Source organism: Streptomyces sp. NPDC038135 (assembly GCF_055601245.1).
The window spans coordinates 556082-577849 of the sequence record NZ_JBVJXS010000002.1 but is presented as its reverse complement, the minus strand read 5'-3'; the positions used below and the strand labels follow the sequence as shown (position 1 = coordinate 577849).

Here is a 21768-nt window from a genome sequence, read left to right as displayed (position 1 = left end):
ACGGGCGTCCGTTGCCGCACTGTCCGTTCACGAGCCATACCTCCGAAACCCGGGTTCCTCAGACGGGGCGCTTGGCCATGACGACCACGCCCGGCCCGCTCCACTGGTCCGCGGGGAGCCGGAGTTCGGCGACCGGGTGCAGTCCGGCCTGCTCGATCAGGGCCACGAGCTGCTCCGGCCGCCACTTGTGCGTGGTCCAGCGAACGGGCACTCCTCCGTAGGCCTCGGTGCGCACCACGTCCTCGTCGCCGACGTGCGTGCCGGCGATGAAGTGCCCGCCCGGCTTCAGGGCGTAGGCGAAGTGGGCGAGGACCTGGGGAAGGACGGCGCGGGGGAGGTTGAACAGCGACCACCACCCGAGCACGCCGCCGAGGGAGGCTTCGCCGAGGTCGAGTTCGGTGGCGGAGGCGACGCTGAAGCGGCATCGCGGGTGCAGACGGCGCGCGTTCTCGATCATGCGGGGAGAGAGGTCCACCCCGGACACGTCGAGTCCGCGTTCGGCGAGGTAGCCGGTCACCGTGCCGGGACCGCAGCCGACGTCGAGGACGGGCCCGAGGTCGCCGACGGAGTCGGCGAAGGCGTCGATCGACGCCTTGAGCCAGGGCTGGCGGCGGATGTCCCCCATGCCCGTCGTCAGCACCATGTGGGCGTAGTTGTCGGCCACCTGGTCATAGGACTCACGGACGACGTCGAGATCGGCTGGGCGGTCGATAGGGCGTGTGCGCATCAGCCCACACTAGGACCGTGGGCCGGCGGGAGTGGAGGGAACAGGTCAACGCTGCTTACGCGCTTGGGCGTTCACTGCTGGCAGCGTCCGAACGTCACGACGTACGTGCCCGCGCTGGACGACGAGGCACCGGCCCGGTCCGCCGAGCCCGGCTGGGCCCACGGGCCGATCTCGCGCAGCGACGGCTTGAGGATGATGGCGCGGTGACCGGGGCTGTTCATCCACCAGTTGACGGCCGCCTGCGGAGTCCCCGATCCGCCCCACCCGGTGTACGTGATCTCGCTGAACTCCCACGAGCGGGGGTTGGGACAGTATCCGGCGCCCTGGATGCGGGTCTGCGGGGTCGAGCCGGTCTGCGGGTTGCGGTGCGGGTCCTGGCCCGGTCCCCACCACTTCAGCTGGACGGCCGCGACAGCGTGCTGCTGGGCCGCGTTCGTCAGGGCCTGGTTGATGGCGAGGGCGGGCAGCCCGCGCTGTGTGCGCTGCGCGTTGACCAGGCACATCACGGCGGCCCTCGCCTGCGTGATCGTCGCGGCGGTCGGGGCCCGGTCGGCGGCGGCGGGGTCGCAGGTCACGGCCGCCGCGGGCGACGCCGTGACGGCAGGGAGGAGCGTGGCCGACAGGGCGGCGACCGCGGCGGTGCTCAGCAGTCTTCGTGTGCGCGATATGTGGCTTCGCACGGGCACTCCACCTCCTGTGAAAAAGAAAGGTGTTGTTATCCAGGCTGCCACCGGCCCTGACCCGTCGCCATCCGGGCCCGGAGTGCACACCGAGAGCACACCGAGGACACGGCGGTGTCGGGCCGGTTCGGCGGCGGCCGGCACCAACAAGCCGCACTCCGGCCGGTGTAACCGAAAAGCCCCGCGGACGACGTGTGAAGGGGCGGCACCCCCGCACAGGGTGCCGCCCCTTTCTCGTGCGCCGGAACCGTCGTCGATCGGTGTTGAGGGTCGGGGACCGACGACGGCTCCGGGGCCGGTGGGGGTCAGCGGTGGTCGCTGCCCGCCGACTGGGTGGCCGCGCGGCCCGCTTCCAGGCGGGCGACCGGGATGCGGAACGGGGAGCAGGAGACGTAGTCCAGGCCGGCCTCGTGGAAGAAGTGGACCGACTCCGGGTCGCCGCCGTGCTCGCCGCAGACGCCGAGCTTGAGGTCGGGGCGGGTGGCGCGGCCGGCCTGGGCGGCCGCCTTCACCAGGGAGCCGACGCCGTCCTTGTCGATCGTCTCGAACGGGCTGACGCCGAAGATGCCCTTCTCAAGGTAGGCCGTGAAGAAGCTCGCCTCCACGTCGTCCCGGGAGAAGCCCCAGACCGTCTGCGTCAGGTCGTTGGTGCCGAAGGAGAAGAACTCGGCGGCCTCGGCGATCTGGCCGGCGGTCAGCGCGGCGCGCGGCAGCTCGATCATCGTGCCGATGGCCAGCTTGAGCTTCGTGCCGGTCGCCGCCTCCACGTCCGCGATGACCTGGTCGGCCTCGTCGCGGACGATCTCCAGCTCCTGGACGGTGCCGACCAGCGGGATCATGATCTCGGCGCGCGGGTCGCCCTTGGCCGCCTTGCGCTCGGCCGCGGCCTCGGCGATGGCACGGACCTGCATGGTGAACAGGCCGGGGATGACCAGGCCGAGACGGACACCGCGCAGACCCAGCATCGGGTTCTGCTCGTGCAGGCGGTGGACGGCCTGGAGCAGGCGCAGCAGGTTCTCGTGCGGCTCCTGACGGGCCTCGGCGAGGGCCACGCGGACGGAGAGTTCCGTGATGTCGGGCAGGAACTCGTGCAGCGGCGGGTCGAGCAGGCGGACGGTGACCGGCAGGCCGTCCATCGCCTCGAACAGCTCGACGAAGTCCTTCTTCTGCAGCGGCAGCAGCTGCTTGAGGGACTCCTCGCGCTCCTCCTCGGTGTCGGCGAGGATCAGGCGCTCGACCAGTTCCCGGCGGTCGCCGAGGAACATGTGCTCGGTGCGGCACAGGCCGATGCCCTGGGCGCCGAAGCGGCGGGCGCGCAGCGCGTCCTCGGCGTTGTCGGCGTTGGCGCGCACCCGCAGCCGGCGCTTGCGGTCGGCGAAGGCCATCATGCGGTGCACGGCCTCGACCAGCTCGTCGGCGTCGTCGGCGCCCGGGTGCATCCGGCCCTCGAAGTACTCCACGACCGGGGACGGGACCACCGGGACCTCGCCCAGGTAGACCTTGCCGGAGGAGCCGTCGATGGAGATGACGTCGCCCTCCTCGACCACGTGGCCGCCCGGCACCGTCATCCGGCGGCGCTTGGTGTCGACCTCCAGCTCCTCGGCGCCGCAGACACAGGTCTTGCCCATGCCGCGCGCGACCACGGCCGCGTGGGAGGTCTTGCCGCCGCGCGAGGTCAGGATGCCCTCGGCGGCGATCATGCCGTCCAGGTCGTCGGGGTTGGTCTCGCGGCGGACCAGGATGACCTTCTCGCCCGAGCGGGACCACTTGACGGCGGTGTAGGAGTCGAAGACCGCCTTGCCGACCGCGGCGCCCGGCGAGGCGGCGATGCCCCGGCCGACCTTCTCGACCTTGGCGGACTCGTCGAAGCGCGGGAACATCAGCTGGGCGAGCTGGGCGCCGCTGACGCGCTGGAGCGCCTCGGTCTCGTCGATCAGGCCCTGGTCCACGAGCTGGGTCGCGATCCGGAAGGCGGCGCCGGCGGTGCGCTTGCCGACGCGGGTCTGCAGCATCCAGAGCTGGCCGCGCTCGATGGTGAACTCGATGTCGCAGAGATCCTTGTAGTGGTTCTCCAGGGTCTCCATGATCTGCATGAGCTGGTCGTACGACTTCTTGTCGATGCTCTCCAGCTCCGCGAGCGCGACCGTGTTGCGGATGCCCGCCACGACGTCCTCGCCCTGGGCGTTCTGCAGGTAGTCGCCGTAGACGCCCTGGTGGCCGGAGGCGGGGTCGCGGGTGAAGGCGACGCCGGTGCCGGAGTCGGGGCCGAGGTTGCCGAAGACCATGGAGCAGACGTTGACGGCGGTGCCGAGGTCGTGCGGGATGCGCTCCTGACGGCGGTACAGCTTGGCGCGGTCGCCGTTCCAGGAGTCGAAGACCGCCTTGATGGCGAGGTCCATCTGCTCGCGCGGGTCCTGCGGGAAGTCCCGGCCGGCCTCGGTCTTGACGATCTTCTTGAACTTGGTGACGAGCTTCTTGAGCTCGGCCGCCTCGAGATCGGTGTCGACGGTGACCTTCTTGGCCGCCTTGGCGGCCTCGAGCGCCTCCTCGAACAGCTCGCCGTCGACGCCGAGGACGGTCTTGCCGAACATCTGGATGAGGCGGCGGTAGGAGTCCCAGGCGAAGCGGTCGTCGCCGGCCTGCTTGGCCAGGCCCTGCACCGACTTGTCGGAGAGGCCGATGTTGAGGACGGTGTCCATCATGCCCGGCATGGAGAACTTGGCGCCGGAGCGGACGGAGACCAGCAGCGGGTCGTCGGCCTGGCCGAGCTTCTTGCCCATCTTCTGCTCGAGGGCGTCGAGGTGCGCACTCACCTCGTCACGCAGTGCCACGGGCTCCGAGCCGCTGTCGAGGTAGACCTTGCAGGCCTCGGTGGTGATGGTGAACCCGGGAGGGACCGGCAGGCCCAGGTTGGTCATCTCGGCGAGGTTGGCGCCCTTGCCGCCGAGAAGGTCCTTGAGGTCCTTGTTGCCCTCGGTGAAGTCGTAAACGAACTTCGCTACGTGGGGTTCTTTGTTTTCCGACACGGGTCTCGACTCCTTGAGGCCGCGGTGGCTGCCCTGACGGCGAGGAACATACCCAGATCGAAGGCCCCTGGGTACGTCCACTTGTGCGTCATGCGCCCGTAACCACGCGTCCGCCAGTGGATTGAAAGTCAAGGCTTGGCAAGTGGAGACGCCTCGATGTTTTCACTTCTTGAACGCATCCATCCCCAGAGGGGCGGCTGGGCGCTCATGTGAGCGACCCTCCGACACGTTTGAGTTCGATCGATGAACGATCAAAGGGTGGCACCCAGTGCCACCCTTTGGAGAAGTGCAGTCGCTCAAGATCCGCTCATCTGAGCGCCGCCCTTATCAAGGGTGGCGAGAATCACGCTGTCACACTGAGCCGGATTTCACCATGCGGACGTGGAAACGCCCGGTTCACACGCCGAGCGCGGCGAGCCGTTCCTCCACTCGCCGCGGCGCGTACAGGTGCTCCACGACCAGCGCACCCGCGCCGACCAGCGCGGCCCGCTCCCCCAGCCGCGACGTCACCACGTCCAGCCGGGCCGTCGAGCGGGGCAGCGCCCGCTGGTAGAGCAGCTCGCGCACGCCGGTGAGGAAGGGGGTTCCGGCCAGATCCCCGGCGATCATCAGCACGCCCGGGTTGAGCAGGGTCACGACCGTCGCCAGCACGTCGCCCACCCGCCGCCCGGCCTCCCGGGCCAGCGCGGCCGCCTCCGGGTGCCCGGCGGCCAGCAGGTCCCGCACGTCCGAGCCCGATGCGGCCGGCACCCCGGCCTCCGTCAGCCGCCGGGCCACGGCCCCGCCGCTGGCGACGGCGGCGAGACAGCCGTACGAGCCGCACCGGCACAGCGCCTCCGCGCCCACCCTGATGTGCCCGATGTCGCCCGCGCCGCCGTCCACGCCCCGGTAGATCGAGCCGTCGACCACGACGCCCGCGCCGATGCCGGTGGACACCTTGACCAGCACGAAGGCCGCGCAGTCCGGATGCCCGGTGCGCTGTTCGCCGTACGCCATGAGGTTGGCGTCGTTGTCCACCAGGACCGGGACCGCGGGCGCGCCGGTGTGCTCGGTGAAGGCGCGGGACAGGCGGCCCCTCGTGTCGTAGCCGTCCCAGCCGGGCATGATCGGCGGCTGCGCCACCCGGCCGCTCTCGCGGTCCACCGGCCCGGGCACCGCGAGGCCGATGCCGCAGACCTCCGCCGCCCGGCGGCCCGCCTTCGCGAGCACGTCGGCGAACCAGCGGCCGAGTTCGCCGAGCACGGCCTCGGGGCCGTCCTCGACCACCAGCGTGCCGGCGTGCTCGGCGAGGATCTCGCCGGTCAGGGTGAGGACGGCGGCCCGGGCGTGCCGGGTGTCCAGGTCTGCGGCGAGGACCACCGCGTGGGAGTCGTCGAACTCCAGGGTGATGGAGGGCCGCCCGCCGAGCGGCGAGCCGACCGGGCCGCCGGCCCCCTCGCGCAGCCAGCCGGCCCGGAACAGCCGGTCGAGACGCTGGCCGACGGTGGCGCGGGACAGCCCGGTGGCCTGCTGCAGCGCGCCGCGTGTCACGGCCCGTCCGCTGCGCACCAGTGCGAGCAGATCGCCGGCGCTCGCCTGGCTTCCGCTCTTCCCGGTCCTGCCCGGCCGTCCGGTCATGCGCACCCCCTTGTGTTTCCCAAGCCTGCATTACATATTGGGTTTTGCGTGTTAAATAGACGTAACCCTGCGGTAGCCACAGCCAAACCCGGTTCGGCCGGACGTCTTCGGGGAGCCCCGAGTGGATCGCACTGCCCAGCTCGTCGCACGTCTCCCGGAGCGGGAGCCCGCATACGATTTACCGGCGTCGGCGTCGTCCCTGCACGCCGGAGCCGCGCGGGTGCTGGCGGAGAACTGGACGGGCACGTCGACGGTCCCCTCCCGGAGCCTGTACCCGCACCAGTGGTCGTGGGACTCCGCGTTCGTCGCGATCGGACTGCGCCACCTGTCGCCGTTACGGGCGCAGACGGAACTGGAGACGCTGCTGGCGGCCCAGTGGGGCGACGGTCGCGTCCCGCACATCGTCTTCAACCCCTCCGTACCCCTCGACGCCTACTTCCCGAGCCCCGACTTCTGGCGCTCCTCGGCCGCCGGGCGCGCCGCGGGCGCCCCGCGCACCGTACAGACGTCCGGCATCGTGCAGCCACCGGTGCACGCGCTGGCGGCCTGGCTGGTGCACCGCGCCGATCCGGGCCTGTCCCACGCACGCGGCTTCCTGGCCCGGGTGTACCCCCGGCTGGCCGCCTGGCACCGGTATCTGCTGCACCGGCGCGACCTGGGCGGGGGCGGTCTCGCCTGCGTCGTGCACCCTTGGGAACAGGGTATGGACAACAGCCCCTGCTGGGACGCCCCGCTCTCGCGGATCACCCCGGCCCCGGCCCGCTCCTTCCGCCGCGCCGACCTCGCCCACGGCGCCCCGGAGGACCGGCCGACGGACCTCGACTACGGGCGGTACGTGCGGCTGGCGGCGGACTACCGCGACGGCGGGTACGCCGACGGCGGCGGGGAGTTCGCGGTGGAGGACCCGGCGTTCAACGCGCTGCTGATCGCCTCCGAGCAGGCGCTGGCACGGATCGCCGGGGAGCTGGGGGCGGCCGGCACCGCCCGGTACGCGCGCGCCGAGCGGCTGACGGCGGCTCTGGTGGAGCGGCTGTGGGATCCGGCGAGCGGCCTGTTCCGCTGCCTGGACCTGCGCGGCGGGGGCCAGGTCCCCGAGCGGAGTGTCTCGGGTCTCGTCCCGCTGCTGCTGCCCGGGCTGCCCCGGGAGGTCTCCGGCGCGCTCGCCCGCACGCTGTGCGGACCGCACTTCGGGCTGGGCACGAGCACCGAGCTGGTGCCGAGCTACGACCTGCTCGGCGAGGCCTTCGACCCGCACCGGTACTGGCGCGGCCCGGCGTGGTTCAACACGAGCTGGCTGCTGGAGCGGGGCCTGCGCGCGCACGGCCACCCGGAACGGGCGGACGCGCTGCGCGCGGCGGTACTGCGGCTGGCACCGGCCGGCGGCTTCGCCGAGTACGTCGACCCGTACACCGGCGAGGCGTGCGGCACGACCGGCTTCGCCTGGACGGCGGCACTCGCGCTGGACCTGCTGCACCGGGGCCCGGGGCACGGGGACACGGCCGGCGCCGGGGACACGGCCAGCGCCGGGGGCACGGCCAGGACGAGGGACACGGCCGGGACGAGGGACACGGCCGAAACAAGGGGCACGGCCGGAACGAGGGACCAGGGAGGGGACCGGGGATGACGGATCGGCAGCATCTGCTCGTGCACGGGGCGACGTTCGCCGCCGTGGGCGACCGGGGTGACATCAGCGGGGTGCGGGGCGGCGGCTCCCCGGACGGACTGTTCGTGCGCGACGCCCGGCACCTCAGCCGGTGGCAGCTCACCGTGGACGGCGCGGTGCCGGAGGCGCTCGCCCCGGTCACGGACGGCGACGCGGCCCGCTGTGTGCTGGTGCCGCGCGGCGGCCGGCAGGAGCCGCCCGCCTGCACCCTGTTCCGGGAGCAGGCGGTCGGCGACAGCTCGTTCGTGGAGTCGCTGCGGGTGACCGGCAACCGCCCGGTGCCCACCACGGTCCGCCTCGCCCTCACCGTCGACGCCGACTTCACCGACCAGTTCGAGCTCCGTTCCGACCACCGCACCTACGCGAAGTCCGGCGCCGTGCGCTCCCGCGAGGTGCTGGACGACGGGATCGAGTTCTCCTACCGGCGCGCCGAGTGGCACTCGGTCACGACCATCACCGCCGACCCCGCCCCGGACGCCGTCGAGGAGACCGGCACCGGCGCCCGCCGTCTCGTGTGGACCCTCGGCCTGGAGCCCCACGGCACCGCCGAACTGGTGCTGCGCGTGATGGCCCGCCCGCACGGCGACCGGCGCGCCCTGCGGGTGCCCCGCTCCCCCGCCTCGGTGAACGAGCAACTCGCCGCGGCGGAGGCCCGGTTCGCGGAGGGCGTGGCCTTCCCCACCGGCCGGCCGGAGCTGGCGGCCGCCTGTGCGCGGGGGCTCGCCGACCTGGCCGCGCTGCAGGTCCCGGCGACCGGACCGGACGGCGAGGAACTGCGCGTGCCGGCGGCCGGCGCTCCCTGGTTCCTCACCCTGATCGGCCGGGACGCCCTGCTCACGTCCCTGTTCACGCTGCCGTACCACCCGCGGCCGGCCGCCGCCACGCTGCTCGCCCTGGCCGCGGCCCAGGCGACCGGCGCCGGCGCGTCCCCGCTCGCCCAGCCCGGCAAGATCGTGCACGAGGTGCGGCACGGGGAGCTGGCGCACTTCGGGCAGGTGCCGTTCGGCCGGTACTACGGCTCGGTCGACGCCACCCCGCTGTTCCTCGTCCTGCTCGGGGCCTACACCGAGGGGACCGGCGACACCGCCCTGGCCCGGCGTCTGGAGCCGCACGCCCGCGCGGCGATCGGCTGGATGCTGGACCACGGCGGGCTGACCTCGCGCGGCTATCTCGTCTACCGCGCCGACGAGGGCGGCCTCGCCAACCAGAACTGGAAGGACTCCCCCGGCGCGATCTGCTGGGCCGACGGGACCCGGCCCACCGGGGCGGTGATGGCGGCGGGCGCCCAGGGCTACGCGTACGACGCGCTGCGCCGCACCGCGTGCATGGCGCGCGGGGTGTGGGGCGACGAGACGTACGCCGCCCTGCTGGAGCAGGCGGCGGCCGATCTGCGGGACCGCTTCCAGCGGGACTTCTGGATGGGCGAGCACTCCTTCCCGGCGCTGGCTCTGGACGGCACGGGCCGCCAGGTCGACGCGCTGGCCTCGGACGCCGGGCATCTGCTGTGGTCGGGGCTGCTGGACAAGGAGTACGGGGAGGCGGTCGGACGGCGGCTGCTGGAACCGGACTTCTTCTCCGGCTGGGGCGTGCGCACCCTCGCCTCGGGCCAGCCGGCGTACCACCCGCTCTCGTACCACCGGGGCTCGGTCTGGCCGCACGACAACGCGCTGATCGCCCTCGGCCTCGCCCGCTACGGCCTGCACGACGAGGCCCGTACGGTGGCGCACGCGCTGGTCGACGCCGCGACGGCCAGCGGGCACCGGCTTCCGGAGGTACTGGCGGGCTACGGCCGCGGCACCCATCCGGAGCCGGTCCCCTATCCGCACGCGTGCGTCCGCGAATCCCGCTCGGCGGCGGCCCCGCTCGCCCTGCTCACTGCGGTCGGCGGGGTCTGAGGGGCGCCTTGACCACGGGTTTGCCGGGTGTTTGCCCGGTGCCGTGAACAGGGGCGGACGGGCGCCCGTACGACATGGGCGGCGGGCCAGGCGGGCCGGGGTTGCTTCGGCCCTGCCCATCCTCCCAGCGTGGCCCGCCGCCTCCGTCACGGGTCTCGCACGGAAGGACCTCCGGGTTGCCTCAGCACACGAGTACGCGCCAGTCACCGGACACGACCGGAGAAAACGAGGCCGCCCTCGGCAAACAGAGGAAACGGGAGGAAACGGAACGACCCGCCCGAGCCGGTCAGGCCGAGCAGAGCGAGCGGGTCGAGCGGGCGGGCGAGGCCGAGCAGGGCGAGCCGGCCGAAGGCGCCGACCGAGCCGGGCAGGCCGAGCGGGTTGAACGGTCCGAGCAGAGCGACCGAACCAGGCAGGCCCGACAGGCCGGTCGAGCCGAGGAGATGGGGCAGGCCGAGCGGACCGTCCAAGCCGGCCAAGCCGAACAAGCCGGGCTGGCCGATCGAACCCAGCGGGACGAGCCGACCGCGACGGCCGAGCGGACCGAGCCGGACGGCCGGGCCGGCCCGGTCAAGCCAACCGAGCAGGCCGGGCAGGCCGAGCAGCCTTCCGCCGCCGGTGAGCCCTCCGCATCCCGGGCGGGCAGCCCCGTTCGGCGGGTGCGGGATGCCTGGTCCGGGCGGGTCGGGCGTTGGCGGCGGGCGCATCCGGGGGGTGCCAGGGTGCTGTCGGTGGCCGTCACCGTGCTGGCCGCCGTCCTGGTCGTGGCCGCGCTGGTGCTGCCGAACACCGTGGTCGGGCTCGGGCCCGCCAAGTTCGCGCGCATACCGGGCGAGGCCGTCATCGGGGCCGCCGTGCTGCTCGCGCTGCCGCGCCGGCCACGGGTGGCGCTGGCCGCGGTGTCCGGTGTCGCGCTGGCCGCCATGACCGTGCTGAACCTGCTCGACATGGGGTTCAACCAGTACCTTGGCCGCCCGTTCAACCCCGTCCTGGACTGGAGCCTGCTCGGCGACGCGCAGTCGTACCTGGAGGACTCGCTCGGCCGCACGGCCACCCTCGCCGCCACCGCCGGCGTGGTCGTGCTGGTGCTGCTGCTGGCCGTCCTGCTGGCCCTGGCCACCGTCCGGCTGGGCAACCTGCTCGCCCGGCACAGCGGGGCGGCGACCCGCGGCACGATGATCGCGGGTGTCGTCTGGATCACCTGCTCCGCCCTCGGCCTGCAGATCGCCGGGGTGCCGGTCGCCTCCGACCGCACCACCACCGCGCTGAGGATCGAGTCCCGCCGGGTCTCGGACACCCTCAAGGACGAGGCGCAGTTCCGGAAGGTCGCCGGCGAGGACCGGTTCGGCGCCACGCCGGGCAGCCAGCTCGTCCCCGACCTGCGCGGCAAGGACATGGTGTTCACGTTCATCGAGAGCTACGGCCGCAGCGCCATCGAGGACCCGGTCATCGCCCCCGGCGTCGACGCCACCCTGAACGCCCGGACCGAGGCCCTCGCCAAGGCCGGGTTCCACGCCCGCAGCGGCTGGCTGACCTCAGCGACCTACGGCGGCAGCAGCTGGCTCGGCCACTCCACCACCATGTCGGGCCTGTGGGTCAGCAACCAGCAGCGCTACCGCACGGTCATGGCGAGCGACCACCTCAGCCTGACCGAGGCCTTCAAGAAGACCGGCGCCTTCGACACCGTCGGCGTCATGCCGGGCGTACAGAAGGGCTGGCCCGAGCAGAAGTGGTACGGCCTCGACAAGGTCTACAACGCCTTCCAGCTCGGCTACCGGGGCCCGAAGTTCAGCTGGTCGACCATGCCCGACCAGTACGCGCTGCAGAGTTACGAGCAGCGCGTGCACAGCAAGCGCCCGGCCGCCGGGAAGTCGCGGATGTCGCTGCTCATCCTGACCTCCAGCCACCAGCCCTGGGCGCCGGTGCCGAAGATGGTCGACTGGGACGCGCTGGGCGACGGCTCGGGGTTCAAGGACATGGAGGCGGCGGGCGCCAAGCCGGCCGACGTCATCGCCGACACCACCAAGTCACGTCAGCAGTACGGCAAGTCGATCCAGTACTCGGTCACCGCGCTGACCGAGTGGCTGGAGCGCCACGGCACGAAGGACACCGTGCTCGTCTTCCTCGGCGACCACCAGCCGATCGCCCGGGTCAGCGGCAACCACGCCAGCCGCGACGTGCCCGTCTCGATCGTGGCCAAGGACCCGAAGGTGCTGGACCGGATCGCCGACTGGCACTGGACGGAGGGCCTGCGCCCCGCCCACGACGCCCCGGTGTGGCGGATGAGCTCCTTCCGCGACCGGTTCCTGACGGCGTACGGCTCGGTCCCGCACCCCAAGTAGAGCCTGATCAGCCGCCGGAGGTGTCCAGCTCCGCGTCCTCGCCGACGCCCGCGCAGTCGTACGGGTCCTTCAGCCAGCCGTCCGGCAGCACCACCCGGTTGTTGCCGGACGTACGGCCGCGGGGCCCGTCGGCGCCGGCGGGCCAGGGCTGGTCGAGGTCCAGCTCGTCGAGGCCCGACCGCAGCTCCTGGAGCGAGGAGGTGATCGCGAGCCGCTTGCGCATCTCGGAGCCGACCGCGAAGCCCTTCAGGTACCACGCCACGTGCTTGCGGAAGTCGACGACGCCCTTGGACTCGTCGCCGATCCACTCGCCGAGCAGGGTGGCGTGCCGGACCATGACGTCGGCGACCTCGCGCAGGGAGGGCCGCGCGATGTCGTCCGTCCGGCCCTCGAAGGCGGCCACCAGGTCGGCGAACAGCCACGGCCGGCCCAGGCAGCCCCGGCCCACGACCACACCGTCGCAGCCGGTCTCGCGCACCATGCGCAGCGCGTCCTCGGCCGACCAGATGTCTCCGTTGCCGAGCACCGGGATCTCCGGGACGTGCTCCTTCAGGCGGGCGATGGCCTCCCAGTCGGCGGTGCCGCCGTAGTGCTGGGCGGTCGTGCGGCCGTGCAGCGCGATCGCCGCGACGCCCTCCTCGACGGCGATGCGGCCGGCGTCGAGGTAGGTGATGTGGTCGTCGTCGATGCCCTTGCGCATCTTCATCGTGACGGGGAGGTCCCCGGCGCCGGAGACCGCCTCGCGCACGATGGCCCGCAGCAGGTTCCGCTTGTAGGGCAGCGCGGAGCCGCCGCCCTTGCGGGTCACCTTCGGGACCGGGCAGCCGAAGTTCAGGTCGATGTGGTCGGCCAGGTCCTCCTCCGCGATCATGCGGACGGCCTTGCCGACGGTCGCCGGGTCCACTCCGTAGAGCTGGATCGAGCGCGGCTTCTCGGACGCGTCGAAGTGGATGAGCTGCATCGTCTTCTCGTTGCGCTCGACCAGCGCCCGGGTCGTGATCATCTCGCTCACGAACAGGCCCTTGCCGCCGCTGAACTCTCGGCACAGGGTGCGGAAGGGAGCGTTGGTGATGCCGGCCATGGGGGCCAGGACCACCGGCGGCCGGACGGTGTGCGGGCCGATCTGCAGGGGGGACTCGGGCGTGGGCATTCCCCCATTGTCACGTATCCGCGGAGATCATGTAGCGGTCATTAGTTAACCGCACTATCGAAATCCCGTACCATGAGCCACATGCCCGAGCTCAGCCACCGCCGACGTCTGCTGGTGCTCGCGATCTGCTGCATGAGTCTGCTGATCGTGAGCCTCGACAACACCGCCCTGAACGTCGCGCTGCCCTCGATGCAGCGCGAGCTGCACGCCACCACCTCCGGCCTGCAGTGGTCGATCGACGCCTACACGCTCGTCCTCGCCTCGCTGCTGATGCTCGCGGGCTCCACGGCGGACCGGATCGGCCGCAAGCGGGTCTTCATGACGGGCCTGGTCCTCTTCTCCGTCGGCTCGCTGCTCTGCTCCCTCGCGCCGAACCTGGAACTGCTGGTCGTCTTCCGCATGGTCCAGGCGGTCGGCGGCTCCATGCTCAACCCGGTCGCCATGTCGATCATCACCAACACCTTCACCGACTCCCGCGAACGGGCCCGCGCGATCGGCGTGTGGGGCGCGGTGGTCGGCATATCCATGGCGGCGGGCCCGCTGGTCGGCGGCCTGCTGGTGGAGTCGGTCGGCTGGCGCTCGATCTTCTGGGTCAACCTCCCGGTCGGCCTCGCGGCCCTGCTGCTCACCCTGCGGTTCGTCCCCGAGTCCCGCGCGCCCCGCGCCCGCCGGCCCGACCCGGTCGGCCAGGTCCTGGTGATCGCGCTGTTCGGCTCGCTGACGTACGCGATCATCGAGGCGCCGGACTCGGGCCCCGGCACGGTGGCCCCGTTCGGCGCGGTGGCCCTCGCGGCCCTGCTCGGCCTGCTGGCCTATGAGCCCCGGCGCGAGGAACCCCTCATCGACCTGCGCTTCTTCCGCTCGGCCCCGTTCAGCGGGGCGACGGTGATCGCGATCAGCGCGTTCGCCGCGCTCGGCGGCTTCCTGTTCCTGTCCACGCTCTACCTGCAGAACGTGCGCGGCCTCGACGCCCTGCACGCGGGCCTGTGGATGCTGCCGATGGCCGTGCCGACGTTCCTGTGCGCACCGCTGTCCGGCCGCCTTGTGGGCAGCCGGGGCCCGCGGCTGCCGCTGCTGGTGGCGGGCGCCGCGATGACCGTGAGCGGTGTGCTGTTCGCGGCCTTCGAGGCGGAGACCTCGAACACCACGCTGTTCGCCGGGTACGTGCTGTTCGGCATCGGCTTCGGCTTCGTGAACGCGCCGATCACCAACACGGCGGTCTCGGGCATGCCCCGGGCCCAGGCCGGTGTCGCCGCCGCCGTCGCCTCGACCAGCAGGCAGCTCGGGCAGACGCTGGGCGTCGCCGTGGTCGGCGCGGTGCTGGCCGCGGGCGTGGGCTCCTCGCCGTACCGGGACACGTTCGTCGCGGCTGCCCGGCCCGGCTGGTGGATCCTCGCCGGGTGCGGTCTGGCCGTGCTGGTCCTCGGCTGGATGACCAGCGGCCGCTGGGCCCGGCGCACCGCCGAGCGGACCGCCGAGGAGCTTCAGTCGGCGGACCTGAAGGACGCCGTGGGGGTCACGGCCCGCTCCTAGGAGCTCCGGGGCCCAGGAGCGCTCCCCCGGTCACCGCGGCGCGGACGCCAGTTCGCACAGCCTCTCCAGGCGCTCCCGGGTCTCCTCGTTCTTCGGCGTGTAGGTGACCAGCCGGGGTCCCGCCTGCGGGCCCAGCCACAGGTCCGTGTGCTCCAGGGTCAGATGGCCGACGTACGGGTTGAGGAACTCCTTGGTCTTCGAGCGGTTGCCCACGACCTCGTAGCGCTCCCAGATCTCGCGGAACTCCGGGGACTCGCATTCCAGGCGCCTGAGCAGCATCTTCCAGGCGGGCTCGCCGAGGTGGCCGGCCATCGAGGCGCGCAGCCGGGCGGCCATCAGGCGCATGGTCTGCTCCAGGTGCACGACGGCCGCCCGCCAGTCGCTGTGGGTGTACACGAGGAGCATGCAGTTGCGGTCCTCCGGCGGGACCGCGTCCAGGTCGCCCATGAGGCGGGCGTAGGTGCGGTTGTAGGCGAGGATGTCGTACCGGCTGTTCTGGACGCAGGCCGGGAACGGCTCCAGCGCGCGCAGTGTCTCGCGCAGGGCCGGGGTGACGCTGGGGCAGCTCGCGGCCGGTGTGGGATCGGCGGCCGCGGCGAGCTGGAAGAGGTGGGCGCGTTCGCTCGCGTCCAGCAGCAGGGTGCGGGCCAGGGCGTCCAGGACCTGCACCGAGACCTGGATGTCCCGGGCCTGTTCGAGCCAGGTGTACCAGGTGACGCCGACCGCGGAGAGCTGGGCGACCTCCTCCCGGCGCAGACCGGGGGTGCGGCGCCGGGTGCCGCGCGGCAGCCCCACCTGCTCGGGTGCGATCCGCTCGCGGCGGCTGCGGAGGAAGGCGGCCAGCTCGTGCCGCCGTATCTCGGCGCCGTGCGGGGGCCGCGCGGGGGCGGACACCGGTGCAGTCGTCGTCATGCCTCAAGGATGCTGCCCGACGGATCCTGTTGCCAGGTATTTCTTCTACCAGGATGAGGAGACTCTGGTACCAGTCTGAGCGCGGACGCAGGCTCGGTGCCATGACAGAGACCGTCACCCCTCCCGCCGTCCGCGTCCGGGCGTCGGCGCCGCCCGCGCTGAGCGGGCCGGGGCTGTTCACCGTTCTGCTGGCCGCGGCGCTGCCGCTGGTCGACTTCTTCATCGTCAACGTCGCGCTGCCGACCATCGGCGCCGATCTCGGCGCGGGCGAGGCCGTGCTGGAGCTGGTCGTGGCCGGCTACGGCGTCGCCTACGCCGTGCTGCTCGTGCTCGGCGGGCGGCTCGGCGACCTGTTCGGGCGGCGCCGGCTGTTCGTCGTCGGAATGGCCGCCTTCGGGCTGACCTCGCTGGCCTGCGGGCTCGCCCCGGGCGCCTGGAGCCTCGTGGCGGCGCGGGTCGCGCAGGGCGCCTCGGCCGCCGCGATGCTTCCGCAGGTGCTCGCCACCATCCAGGCCGCGACCAGCGGCACCCGCCGGGCGAAGGCCATGAGCCTGTACGGCGCCACGGCCGGGCTGTCCATGGTGGCGGGCCAGATCCTGGGCGGCCTGCTGGTCGCGGCGGACATCGCCGGGACCGGCTGGCGGGCGATCTTCCTCGTCAACGTCCCGGTCGTCGTGCTGGGGCTGGTGCTGGCCGTGCGGCACGTGCCGGAGACCCGCTCGCAGCGCCCGGAGCCGGTCGACGTGCCCGGCACCGTCCTGCTCGCCGTGTCCCTGCTGACCCTGCTCGCCCCGCTGACCGAGGGCCGCGCGGCGGGCTGGCCGCTGTGGACCTGGCTGTCGCTGGCCGCGTTCCCGTTCGCAGCGGCCGCCTTCTACGCGGTGGAGCGGCGGGCGGACCGGCTGGGGCGGACCCCGCTGGTGCCGCCGAGCCTGTTCGCGCTGGCGTCACTGCGGCGGGGGCTGGCGCTGATGGTGCCGTTCTCGATCGGCTTCAGCGGGTTCATGTTCGTCATCGCGCTGGCGCTCCAGCGGGGCGCCGGCCTCGGTCCGGTGCCGGCGGGGATCGCGCTCGCGCCGATGGCCGTGGCGTTCCTGTTCGTCTCGCTGGCCGGGCCGCGCCTGATCGCCCGGTACGGCACCCGGGTGGTCACGGCCGGCTCCGTCCTCCAGGGCGTGGGCGTGCTGCTGATCGCCCTCGCCGCCTGGCGGGACTGGCCGCACCTGGGCTTCGGCGCGCTGCTGCCGGGCGCGGCGGTCGCCGGCGCCGGACAGGCCCTGCAACTGCCCAACGTGCTGCGGATCGTGATGTCCGAGGTGCCGGCGATCCGGGCCGGGGTGGGCAGCGGTGTGATGGTCACCACCCAGCAGTCGGCGTTCGCGCTCGGCGTCGCCACCCTCGGCACGCTGTTCCTGACCCTGGTCCCGCAGCAGGGCATGCGGGACGCGCTGGTCGTCACGCTGCTGGTGCAGTTCGCGGGCATCGTCCTGACCGGCCTGCTGAGCCTGCGGCTGCCCCGCCGGGTCGGCTGAGCCGGGGCCCGGCGGGGGCAACTCGCCGCCGGGGATCCCCCGTTGATGTTGGACTTGCTGCAGACTCCTTGCGGTCGGACGGGCCGGACGCGGGGAGGCGTCATGTCGCGGGACAACAGCACGAGCAAGGTGAGCCGGTGGGACCGGCACGGCCGGGAGCACGTGGTCCGGGTGCGGCGCACCGGCGTGCAGCGCACGATCAACTGCGACACCTGCGGCTGGTCCCGCAGCGCCCAGTTCCTGCCCTGGCTGAAGGCCGAGGAGCACCTGGCCGAGGCCCACCAGGCCACGGTGGACCCGGCGGGAACCCGGCAGCCGTCGCGCTGACGGCCCGCGGGTTCCCGCCTCACCCCTTCGGCGCGGACGCGCCCAGCCCTCGTATCAGCAGGTCCACGACGGCCGTGAACTCCTCCTCGATGCCGGGCTGCCGCCACTCGGCGGCGTAGCACGGGTCGTGGAAGCGGCCGGTGGCCTGGAAGACGGCGCGGGCCGTGGTGGCGGGGTCGGCGGGGCCGAAGGCGCCCGCGGCCATGCCCGCCTCGACGACGCGGGTGAGCTGGCCGGTCAGGTCGGCGAGGTGGTCGCCGACCACCGTGCCGTTCTCGCCGGTGAGCACGGTGTAGGTGGCGAACAGTTCCGGGTCGTCGCCGGCCTTGTGCCGCTTGGCGTCGAACAGGGCCGCCAGCCACTCCCGCAGCCGGTCCTCGGGGGCGCCGGTCCCGGCGGCGATGCCGGCCAGCCGCTCCGAGGTGCGGTCCAGCCACCGCTTGGTCACCGCCTCGCGCAGCGCCGCCTTGGTACGGAAGTGCCGGTACACGCTGCCGTGGCTGACGCCGAGCGCGCGGGCCACGTCGACCACGGTGGCCTTGGCCGGGCCGTGGCGGCGCAGCACCTCCTCGGTCGCCTCGAGGATGCGCTCGGCGGTCAGGGTCTCGCTGGTCGGTGCCATGCCTCAGACGGTACCGGGGAGCGGGATCAGCGTTCGCTGTCGAGGAGTGCCATCTGCGCGCTCGGGTAGCGGTCGCCCGCCGCCGCGTCCGCCGGGACGGCCTTCTCGATCGCGGCGAGGTCGGCCTCGTCCAGGGTCACGTCGAGCGCGCCCAGCGACTCGGCGAGCCGGTCACGGGTGCGGGCGCCGACGAGCGGCACGATGTCCTCGCCGCGCGAGAGCACCCAGGCGATGGCGGTCTGGGCGACCGTGACGCCCTTGCGGTCGGCGATCTCGCGCAGCGCCTCGACCAGGTTCAGGTTGTGCTCCAGGTTCTCGCCCTGGAAGCGGGGCGAGAAGGAGCGGAAGTCCCCCGCGGCCAGCCGCCGGTCGCGGGAGTAGTGCCCGGAGATCAGGCCGCGGGAGAGCACGCCGTAGGCGGTGATGCCGATGCCGAGGTCCCGGGTCGTGGGCAGGATGTCCCGCTCGATGCCCCGGGAGATCAGCGAGTACTCGATCTGGAGGTCGGCGACGGGCGCGGTGGCGGCGGCCCGGCGGATGGTCTCGGCGCCTACCTCGCTCAGACCTACGTGCCGGACGTAGCCCTTCTCGATCAGTTCGGCGATGGCGCCGACGGTCTCCTCGACGGGGACGTCCGGGTCGAGGCGGGCGAGCCGGTAGACGTCGATGTGGTCCACGCCGAGGCGCTGCAGGGAGTAGGCGGCGAAGTTCCGCACGGCGGCGGGCCGGCCGTCGACGCCGGTCCAGTTCCCCTCCGGGTCGCGCAGGGCGCCGAACTTCACGCTGACCAGCGCCTTCTCCCGAGCGGCCGCGGGGGCGGTGCGCAGGGCCTCGCCGATCAGCATCTCGTTGTGGCCCATGGCGTAGAAGTCGCCGGTGTCGAGCAGGGTCACGCCCGCGTCCAGGGCGGCGTGGACGGTCGCGACGGACTCGGCCCGGTCGGTGTCGCCGTACAGCGCGGACATGCCCATGCAGCCGAGGCCGAGGGCGGAGACCTGGGGGCCGGTGGTGCCGAGATTTCGGGTTCGCATCGTCATGCCTCCACCCTGCCATGACGAATGACAGATTTCAATATCTGTCATTCCATACTTGTCACCCGTCACCGCATCGCACACCGCGGGGCCCGGCTCCCGCGGACAGCACAACGCCCACCTCCCCGCCGGGCGAACCGGCCGGGAAGTGGGCGTGGAGTGCGAGCCGCGCGGGCCTCAGCAGCCGAGAAGGCGCTGGGCCAGGTAACCCTCGATCTGGTCCAGGGACACGCGCTCCTGCTTCATGGTGTCGCGCTCGCGCACGGTCACCGCGTTGTCCTCGAGCGTGTCGAAGTCGACCGTCACGCAGAACGGCGTGCCGATCTCGTCCTGACGGCGGTAGCGGCGGCCGATGGCGCCCGCGTCGTCGAACTCGATGTTCCAGTTCTGGCGCAGCGCCTGGGCGAGGCCCTTGGCCTTCGGCGACAGTTCCGGGTTGCGGGACAGCGGGAGCACGGCGACCTTCACCGGGGCGAGGCGGTGGTCGAGGCGCAGCACCGTGCGCTTCTCCATCTTGCCCTTGGCGTTGGGCGCCTCGTCCTCGACGTACGCGTCGAGGAGGAAGGCCAGCATGGTGCGGCCGACGCCGGCCGCGGGCTCGATGACGTACGGCGTCCAGCGCTCCTGGGCCTCCTGGTCGAAGTAGGAGAGGTCCTGGCCGGAGGCCTTGGAGTGCGCGCCGAGGTCGTAGTCGGTGCGGTTGGCGACGCCCTCGAGCTCACCCCACTCGCTGCCGCCGAACTGGAAGCGGTACTCGATGTCGGCGGTGCGCTTGGAGTAGTGGGAGAGCTTCTCCTTCGGGTGCTCGTACCACCGCATGTTCTCCTCGCGCAGGCCGAGACCGGTGTACCAGTTCCAGCGCTGCTCCATCCAGTACTCCTGCCACTTCTCGTCCTCGCCCGGCTTGACGAAGAACTCCATCTCCATCTGCTCGAACTCGCGGGTCCGGAAGATGAAGTTGCCGGGCGTGATCTCGTTGCGGAAGGACTTGCCCATCTGCGCGATGCCGAACGGCGGCTTGCGGCGCGAAGTGGTCTGAACCTGGGCGAAGTTGGTGAAGATGCCCTGGGCGGTCTCCGGACGCAGGTACGCCACGGAGCCGGAGTCCTGGGTCGGGCCGAGGTGCGTCGACAGCAGACCCGAGAACTGCTTGGGCTCGGTGAACTGGCCCTTGTTGCCGCAGTTCGGGCAGTTGACGTCGGCCAGGCCGTTCGCGGGGGCGTGGCCCTTCTTCTCCTCGTAGGCCTCTTCCAGGTGGTCCGCGCGGAACCGCTTGTGACACGAGGTGCACTCGGTCAGCGGGTCCGTGAAGGTGGCGACGTGGCCGGAGGCGACCCAGACCTCGGGGGCCAGGATGACGGACGAGTCGATACCGACCACGTCCTCGCGCGACGTCACCATGTAACGCCACCACTGGCGCTTGATGTTCTCCTTGAGCTCGACACCCAGCGGTCCGTAGTCCCAGGCGGCACGCTGTCCGCCGTAGATCTCACTGCAGGGGAAAACGAAGCCACGGCGCTTGCTCAGGCTGACGATGGTGTCGATCTTGTCGGCGGCCACGGTGCTCTCTTCATTACGACGACGGGCGTTGAAGCGAGATGCTTCCAGCGAATTGATTCAGGTTACCGGCGCAGGCTCCCCCACAGCCAAATCGGCCCCCTGTCCAGGGTCTCACCCCGGGCGTTGTTGACAACGGTTTCCATGTTTGTTGAAAATGACTGTCATGAACGAACGTCGACGCCGCGCGTCCTCCCGAATAGGCAAGGCCGGGCCCGCGGTCGCGGTCGCCACCGCGCTGGGCCTGGCGACCCTCACCGGCTGCTCCACCGGCAGCGCCGCCGCGGGCCACCCGGGCAGGTTCGAGGTCGTCGCGTCGTTCTACCCGATGGCCTTCCTCGCCGAGCGGATCGGCGGCGGCCACGCCGACGTCACCACGCTCACCTCGCCCGGACAGGAGCCGCACGACCTGGAGATCAGCCCCCGGCAGATCGGCCGGCTCGAGCAGTCCGACGCCGTGCTGTACCTGAAGGGCCTGCAGCCGAGCGTCGACGACGCGGTGGCCCAGTCCCCGGTCCCGGTCAAGATCGACGCGGCCTCGCTGACCACCCTGGAGCAGCACGGCGACGAGGTCGGCGGCCACGCCCACGGGCACGACGAGCACGAGCACGAGAGCGAGGAGCCCGGCGGCAAGGACCCGCACGTCTGGCTGGACCCGGTGCGCTACGCCCAGGTCGCCGAGGGCGTCGGCAAGGCCTTCGAGAAGGCCGACCCGGACCACGCGGCCGACTACCGGAAGAACACCGCGGCCCTGGTGAAGGAGCTGGACGCGCTGAACACCCGGTTCGAGGACGGGCTGGCGCACACGGACACCAAGGTCTTCGTCACCGCCCACGCCGCCTTCGGCTACCTCGCCGAGCGCTACGGGCTCACCGAGGAGGCCATCAACGGCCTCGACCCCGAGTCGGAGCCCAGCGCCGCACGGATCAGGGACCTGCAGCGGATGGCCGGGGCGGACGGCGTCACCACCGTCTTCTACGAGACCCTCGTCAGCGACCGGACCGCGAAGACCGTGGCGGACGACGCCGGGCTGCGGACCGACGTCCTGGACCCGCTCGAGGGCATCACGTCCAGGTCCCGCGGCACCGACTACTTCTCGGTCCAGGAGGCCAACCTCAAGGCGCTCCAGCGGGCCCTGGGCGCCAAATGACCGG

17 protein-coding genes are annotated in these 21768 nt (G+C 72.3%); 7 read left to right on the top strand and 10 right to left on the bottom strand.

Annotation, left to right across the window (positions count from 1 at the left end; translation table 11 throughout):
* Positions 1 to 58: 58 nt before the first annotated feature.
* The 4 genes from ACZ7JA_RS06915 to ACZ7JA_RS06900 form a co-directional block, all read right to left on the bottom strand.
* Positions 59 to 727: a class I SAM-dependent methyltransferase gene (locus ACZ7JA_RS06915; protein ID WP_351659635.1), complete on the bottom strand. Its 669-nt coding sequence runs from the start codon at positions 725 to 727 to the stop codon at positions 59 to 61.
* Positions 728 to 798: 71 nt separating this feature from the next.
* Complete coding sequence (locus tag ACZ7JA_RS06910) at positions 799 to 1407, bottom strand: CAP domain-containing protein (RefSeq protein WP_351659632.1); 609 nt, start codon at positions 1405 to 1407, stop codon at positions 799 to 801.
* A 305-nt stretch (positions 1408 to 1712) separates the two neighbouring features.
* The gene (gene ppdK, locus ACZ7JA_RS06905; RefSeq protein WP_351659629.1) at positions 1713 to 4433 is read right to left on the bottom strand and encodes a pyruvate, phosphate dikinase; all 2721 of its coding nucleotides are present in this window, start codon (positions 4431 to 4433) and stop codon (positions 1713 to 1715) included.
* Between the two features lie 396 nt (positions 4434 to 4829).
* Positions 4830 to 6050: an ROK family protein gene (locus ACZ7JA_RS06900; protein WP_450749232.1), complete on the bottom strand. Its 1221-nt coding sequence runs from the start codon at positions 6048 to 6050 to the stop codon at positions 4830 to 4832.
* A 121-nt stretch (positions 6051 to 6171) separates the two neighbouring features.
* On the opposite strand from ACZ7JA_RS06900, the gene ACZ7JA_RS06895 reads away from it, so the two are divergent.
* Positions 6172 to 7674 (top strand): MGH1-like glycoside hydrolase domain-containing protein, encoded by a 1503-nt coding sequence (locus tag ACZ7JA_RS06895; protein ID WP_470807536.1) that lies wholly within the window; start codon positions 6172 to 6174, stop codon positions 7672 to 7674.
* A complete protein-coding gene (locus ACZ7JA_RS06890; protein WP_470807535.1) occupies positions 7671 to 9608 on the top strand; it encodes an amylo-alpha-1,6-glucosidase in 1938 nt (645 codons plus the stop codon). The genes ACZ7JA_RS06895 and ACZ7JA_RS06890 overlap by 4 nt, the downstream gene beginning before the upstream one ends.
* A 203-nt stretch (positions 9609 to 9811) precedes the next feature.
* Here the strand turns inward: ACZ7JA_RS06890 and ACZ7JA_RS06885 are convergent, their stop codons facing one another.
* Entirely contained in the window at positions 9812 to 10315 is a 504-nt protein-coding gene (locus ACZ7JA_RS06885; RefSeq protein WP_470807533.1) for a hypothetical protein, read from the bottom strand.
* Between the two features lie 24 nt (positions 10316 to 10339).
* On the opposite strand from ACZ7JA_RS06885, the gene ACZ7JA_RS06880 reads away from it, so the two are divergent.
* Entirely contained in the window at positions 10340 to 11950 is a 1611-nt protein-coding gene (locus ACZ7JA_RS06880) for an alkaline phosphatase family protein (protein ID WP_470807531.1), read from the top strand.
* A gap of 7 nt (positions 11951 to 11957) precedes the next feature.
* Here the strand turns inward: ACZ7JA_RS06880 and dusB are convergent, their stop codons facing one another.
* The gene (dusB, locus tag ACZ7JA_RS06875; RefSeq protein WP_351659612.1) at positions 11958 to 13100 is read right to left on the bottom strand and encodes a tRNA dihydrouridine synthase DusB; all 1143 of its coding nucleotides are present in this window, start codon (positions 13098 to 13100) and stop codon (positions 11958 to 11960) included.
* An 81-nt stretch (positions 13101 to 13181) separates the two neighbouring features.
* Here dusB and ACZ7JA_RS06870 point away from each other — a divergent pair, with 81 nt between their 5' ends.
* The gene (locus ACZ7JA_RS06870; RefSeq protein WP_389299646.1) at positions 13182 to 14633 is read left to right on the top strand and encodes an MFS transporter; all 1452 of its coding nucleotides are present in this window, start codon (positions 13182 to 13184) and stop codon (positions 14631 to 14633) included.
* A 30-nt stretch (positions 14634 to 14663) separates the two neighbouring features.
* On the opposite strand, the gene ACZ7JA_RS06865 is transcribed toward ACZ7JA_RS06870, so the two are convergent.
* Positions 14664 to 15545, bottom strand: coding sequence for a helix-turn-helix transcriptional regulator (locus ACZ7JA_RS06865; RefSeq protein ID WP_351659606.1), 882 nt, complete (start codon positions 15543 to 15545; stop codon positions 14664 to 14666).
* A 101-nt stretch (positions 15546 to 15646) separates the two neighbouring features.
* Here ACZ7JA_RS06865 and ACZ7JA_RS06860 point away from each other — a divergent pair, with 101 nt between their 5' ends.
* Both ACZ7JA_RS06860 and ACZ7JA_RS06855 read left to right on the top strand, forming a co-directional pair.
* Positions 15647 to 17077 (top strand): MFS transporter, encoded by a 1431-nt coding sequence (locus tag ACZ7JA_RS06860; protein ID WP_470807528.1) that lies wholly within the window; start codon positions 15647 to 15649, stop codon positions 17075 to 17077.
* A gap of 102 nt (positions 17078 to 17179) precedes the next feature.
* Positions 17180 to 17404 carry a hypothetical protein gene (locus ACZ7JA_RS06855; RefSeq protein ID WP_351659601.1) on the top strand — a complete coding sequence of 75 codons (225 nt, stop codon included), beginning with the start codon at positions 17180 to 17182 and terminating at the stop codon, positions 17402 to 17404.
* A 19-nt stretch (positions 17405 to 17423) separates the two neighbouring features.
* Here the strand turns inward: ACZ7JA_RS06855 and ACZ7JA_RS06850 are convergent, their stop codons facing one another.
* From ACZ7JA_RS06850 to ACZ7JA_RS06840, 3 genes are all read right to left on the bottom strand, one after another.
* Positions 17424 to 18026: a TetR/AcrR family transcriptional regulator gene (locus ACZ7JA_RS06850; RefSeq protein ID WP_470807525.1), complete on the bottom strand. Its 603-nt coding sequence runs from the start codon at positions 18024 to 18026 to the stop codon at positions 17424 to 17426.
* 26 nt (positions 18027 to 18052) lie between these two features.
* Positions 18053 to 19063 (bottom strand): aldo/keto reductase, encoded by a 1011-nt coding sequence (locus ACZ7JA_RS06845; protein ID WP_470807524.1) that lies wholly within the window; start codon positions 19061 to 19063, stop codon positions 18053 to 18055.
* Positions 19064 to 19234: 171 nt separating this feature from the next.
* Positions 19235 to 20617 carry a glycine--tRNA ligase gene (locus ACZ7JA_RS06840; protein ID WP_389299631.1) on the bottom strand — a complete coding sequence of 461 codons (1383 nt, stop codon included), beginning with the start codon at positions 20615 to 20617 and terminating at the stop codon, positions 19235 to 19237.
* Positions 20618 to 20780: 163 nt separating this feature from the next.
* On the opposite strand from ACZ7JA_RS06840, the gene ACZ7JA_RS06835 reads away from it, so the two are divergent.
* Complete coding sequence (locus tag ACZ7JA_RS06835) at positions 20781 to 21764, top strand: metal ABC transporter substrate-binding protein (RefSeq protein WP_470807522.1); 984 nt, start codon at positions 20781 to 20783, stop codon at positions 21762 to 21764.
* The last annotated feature ends 4 nt before the right edge of the window (positions 21765 to 21768 follow it).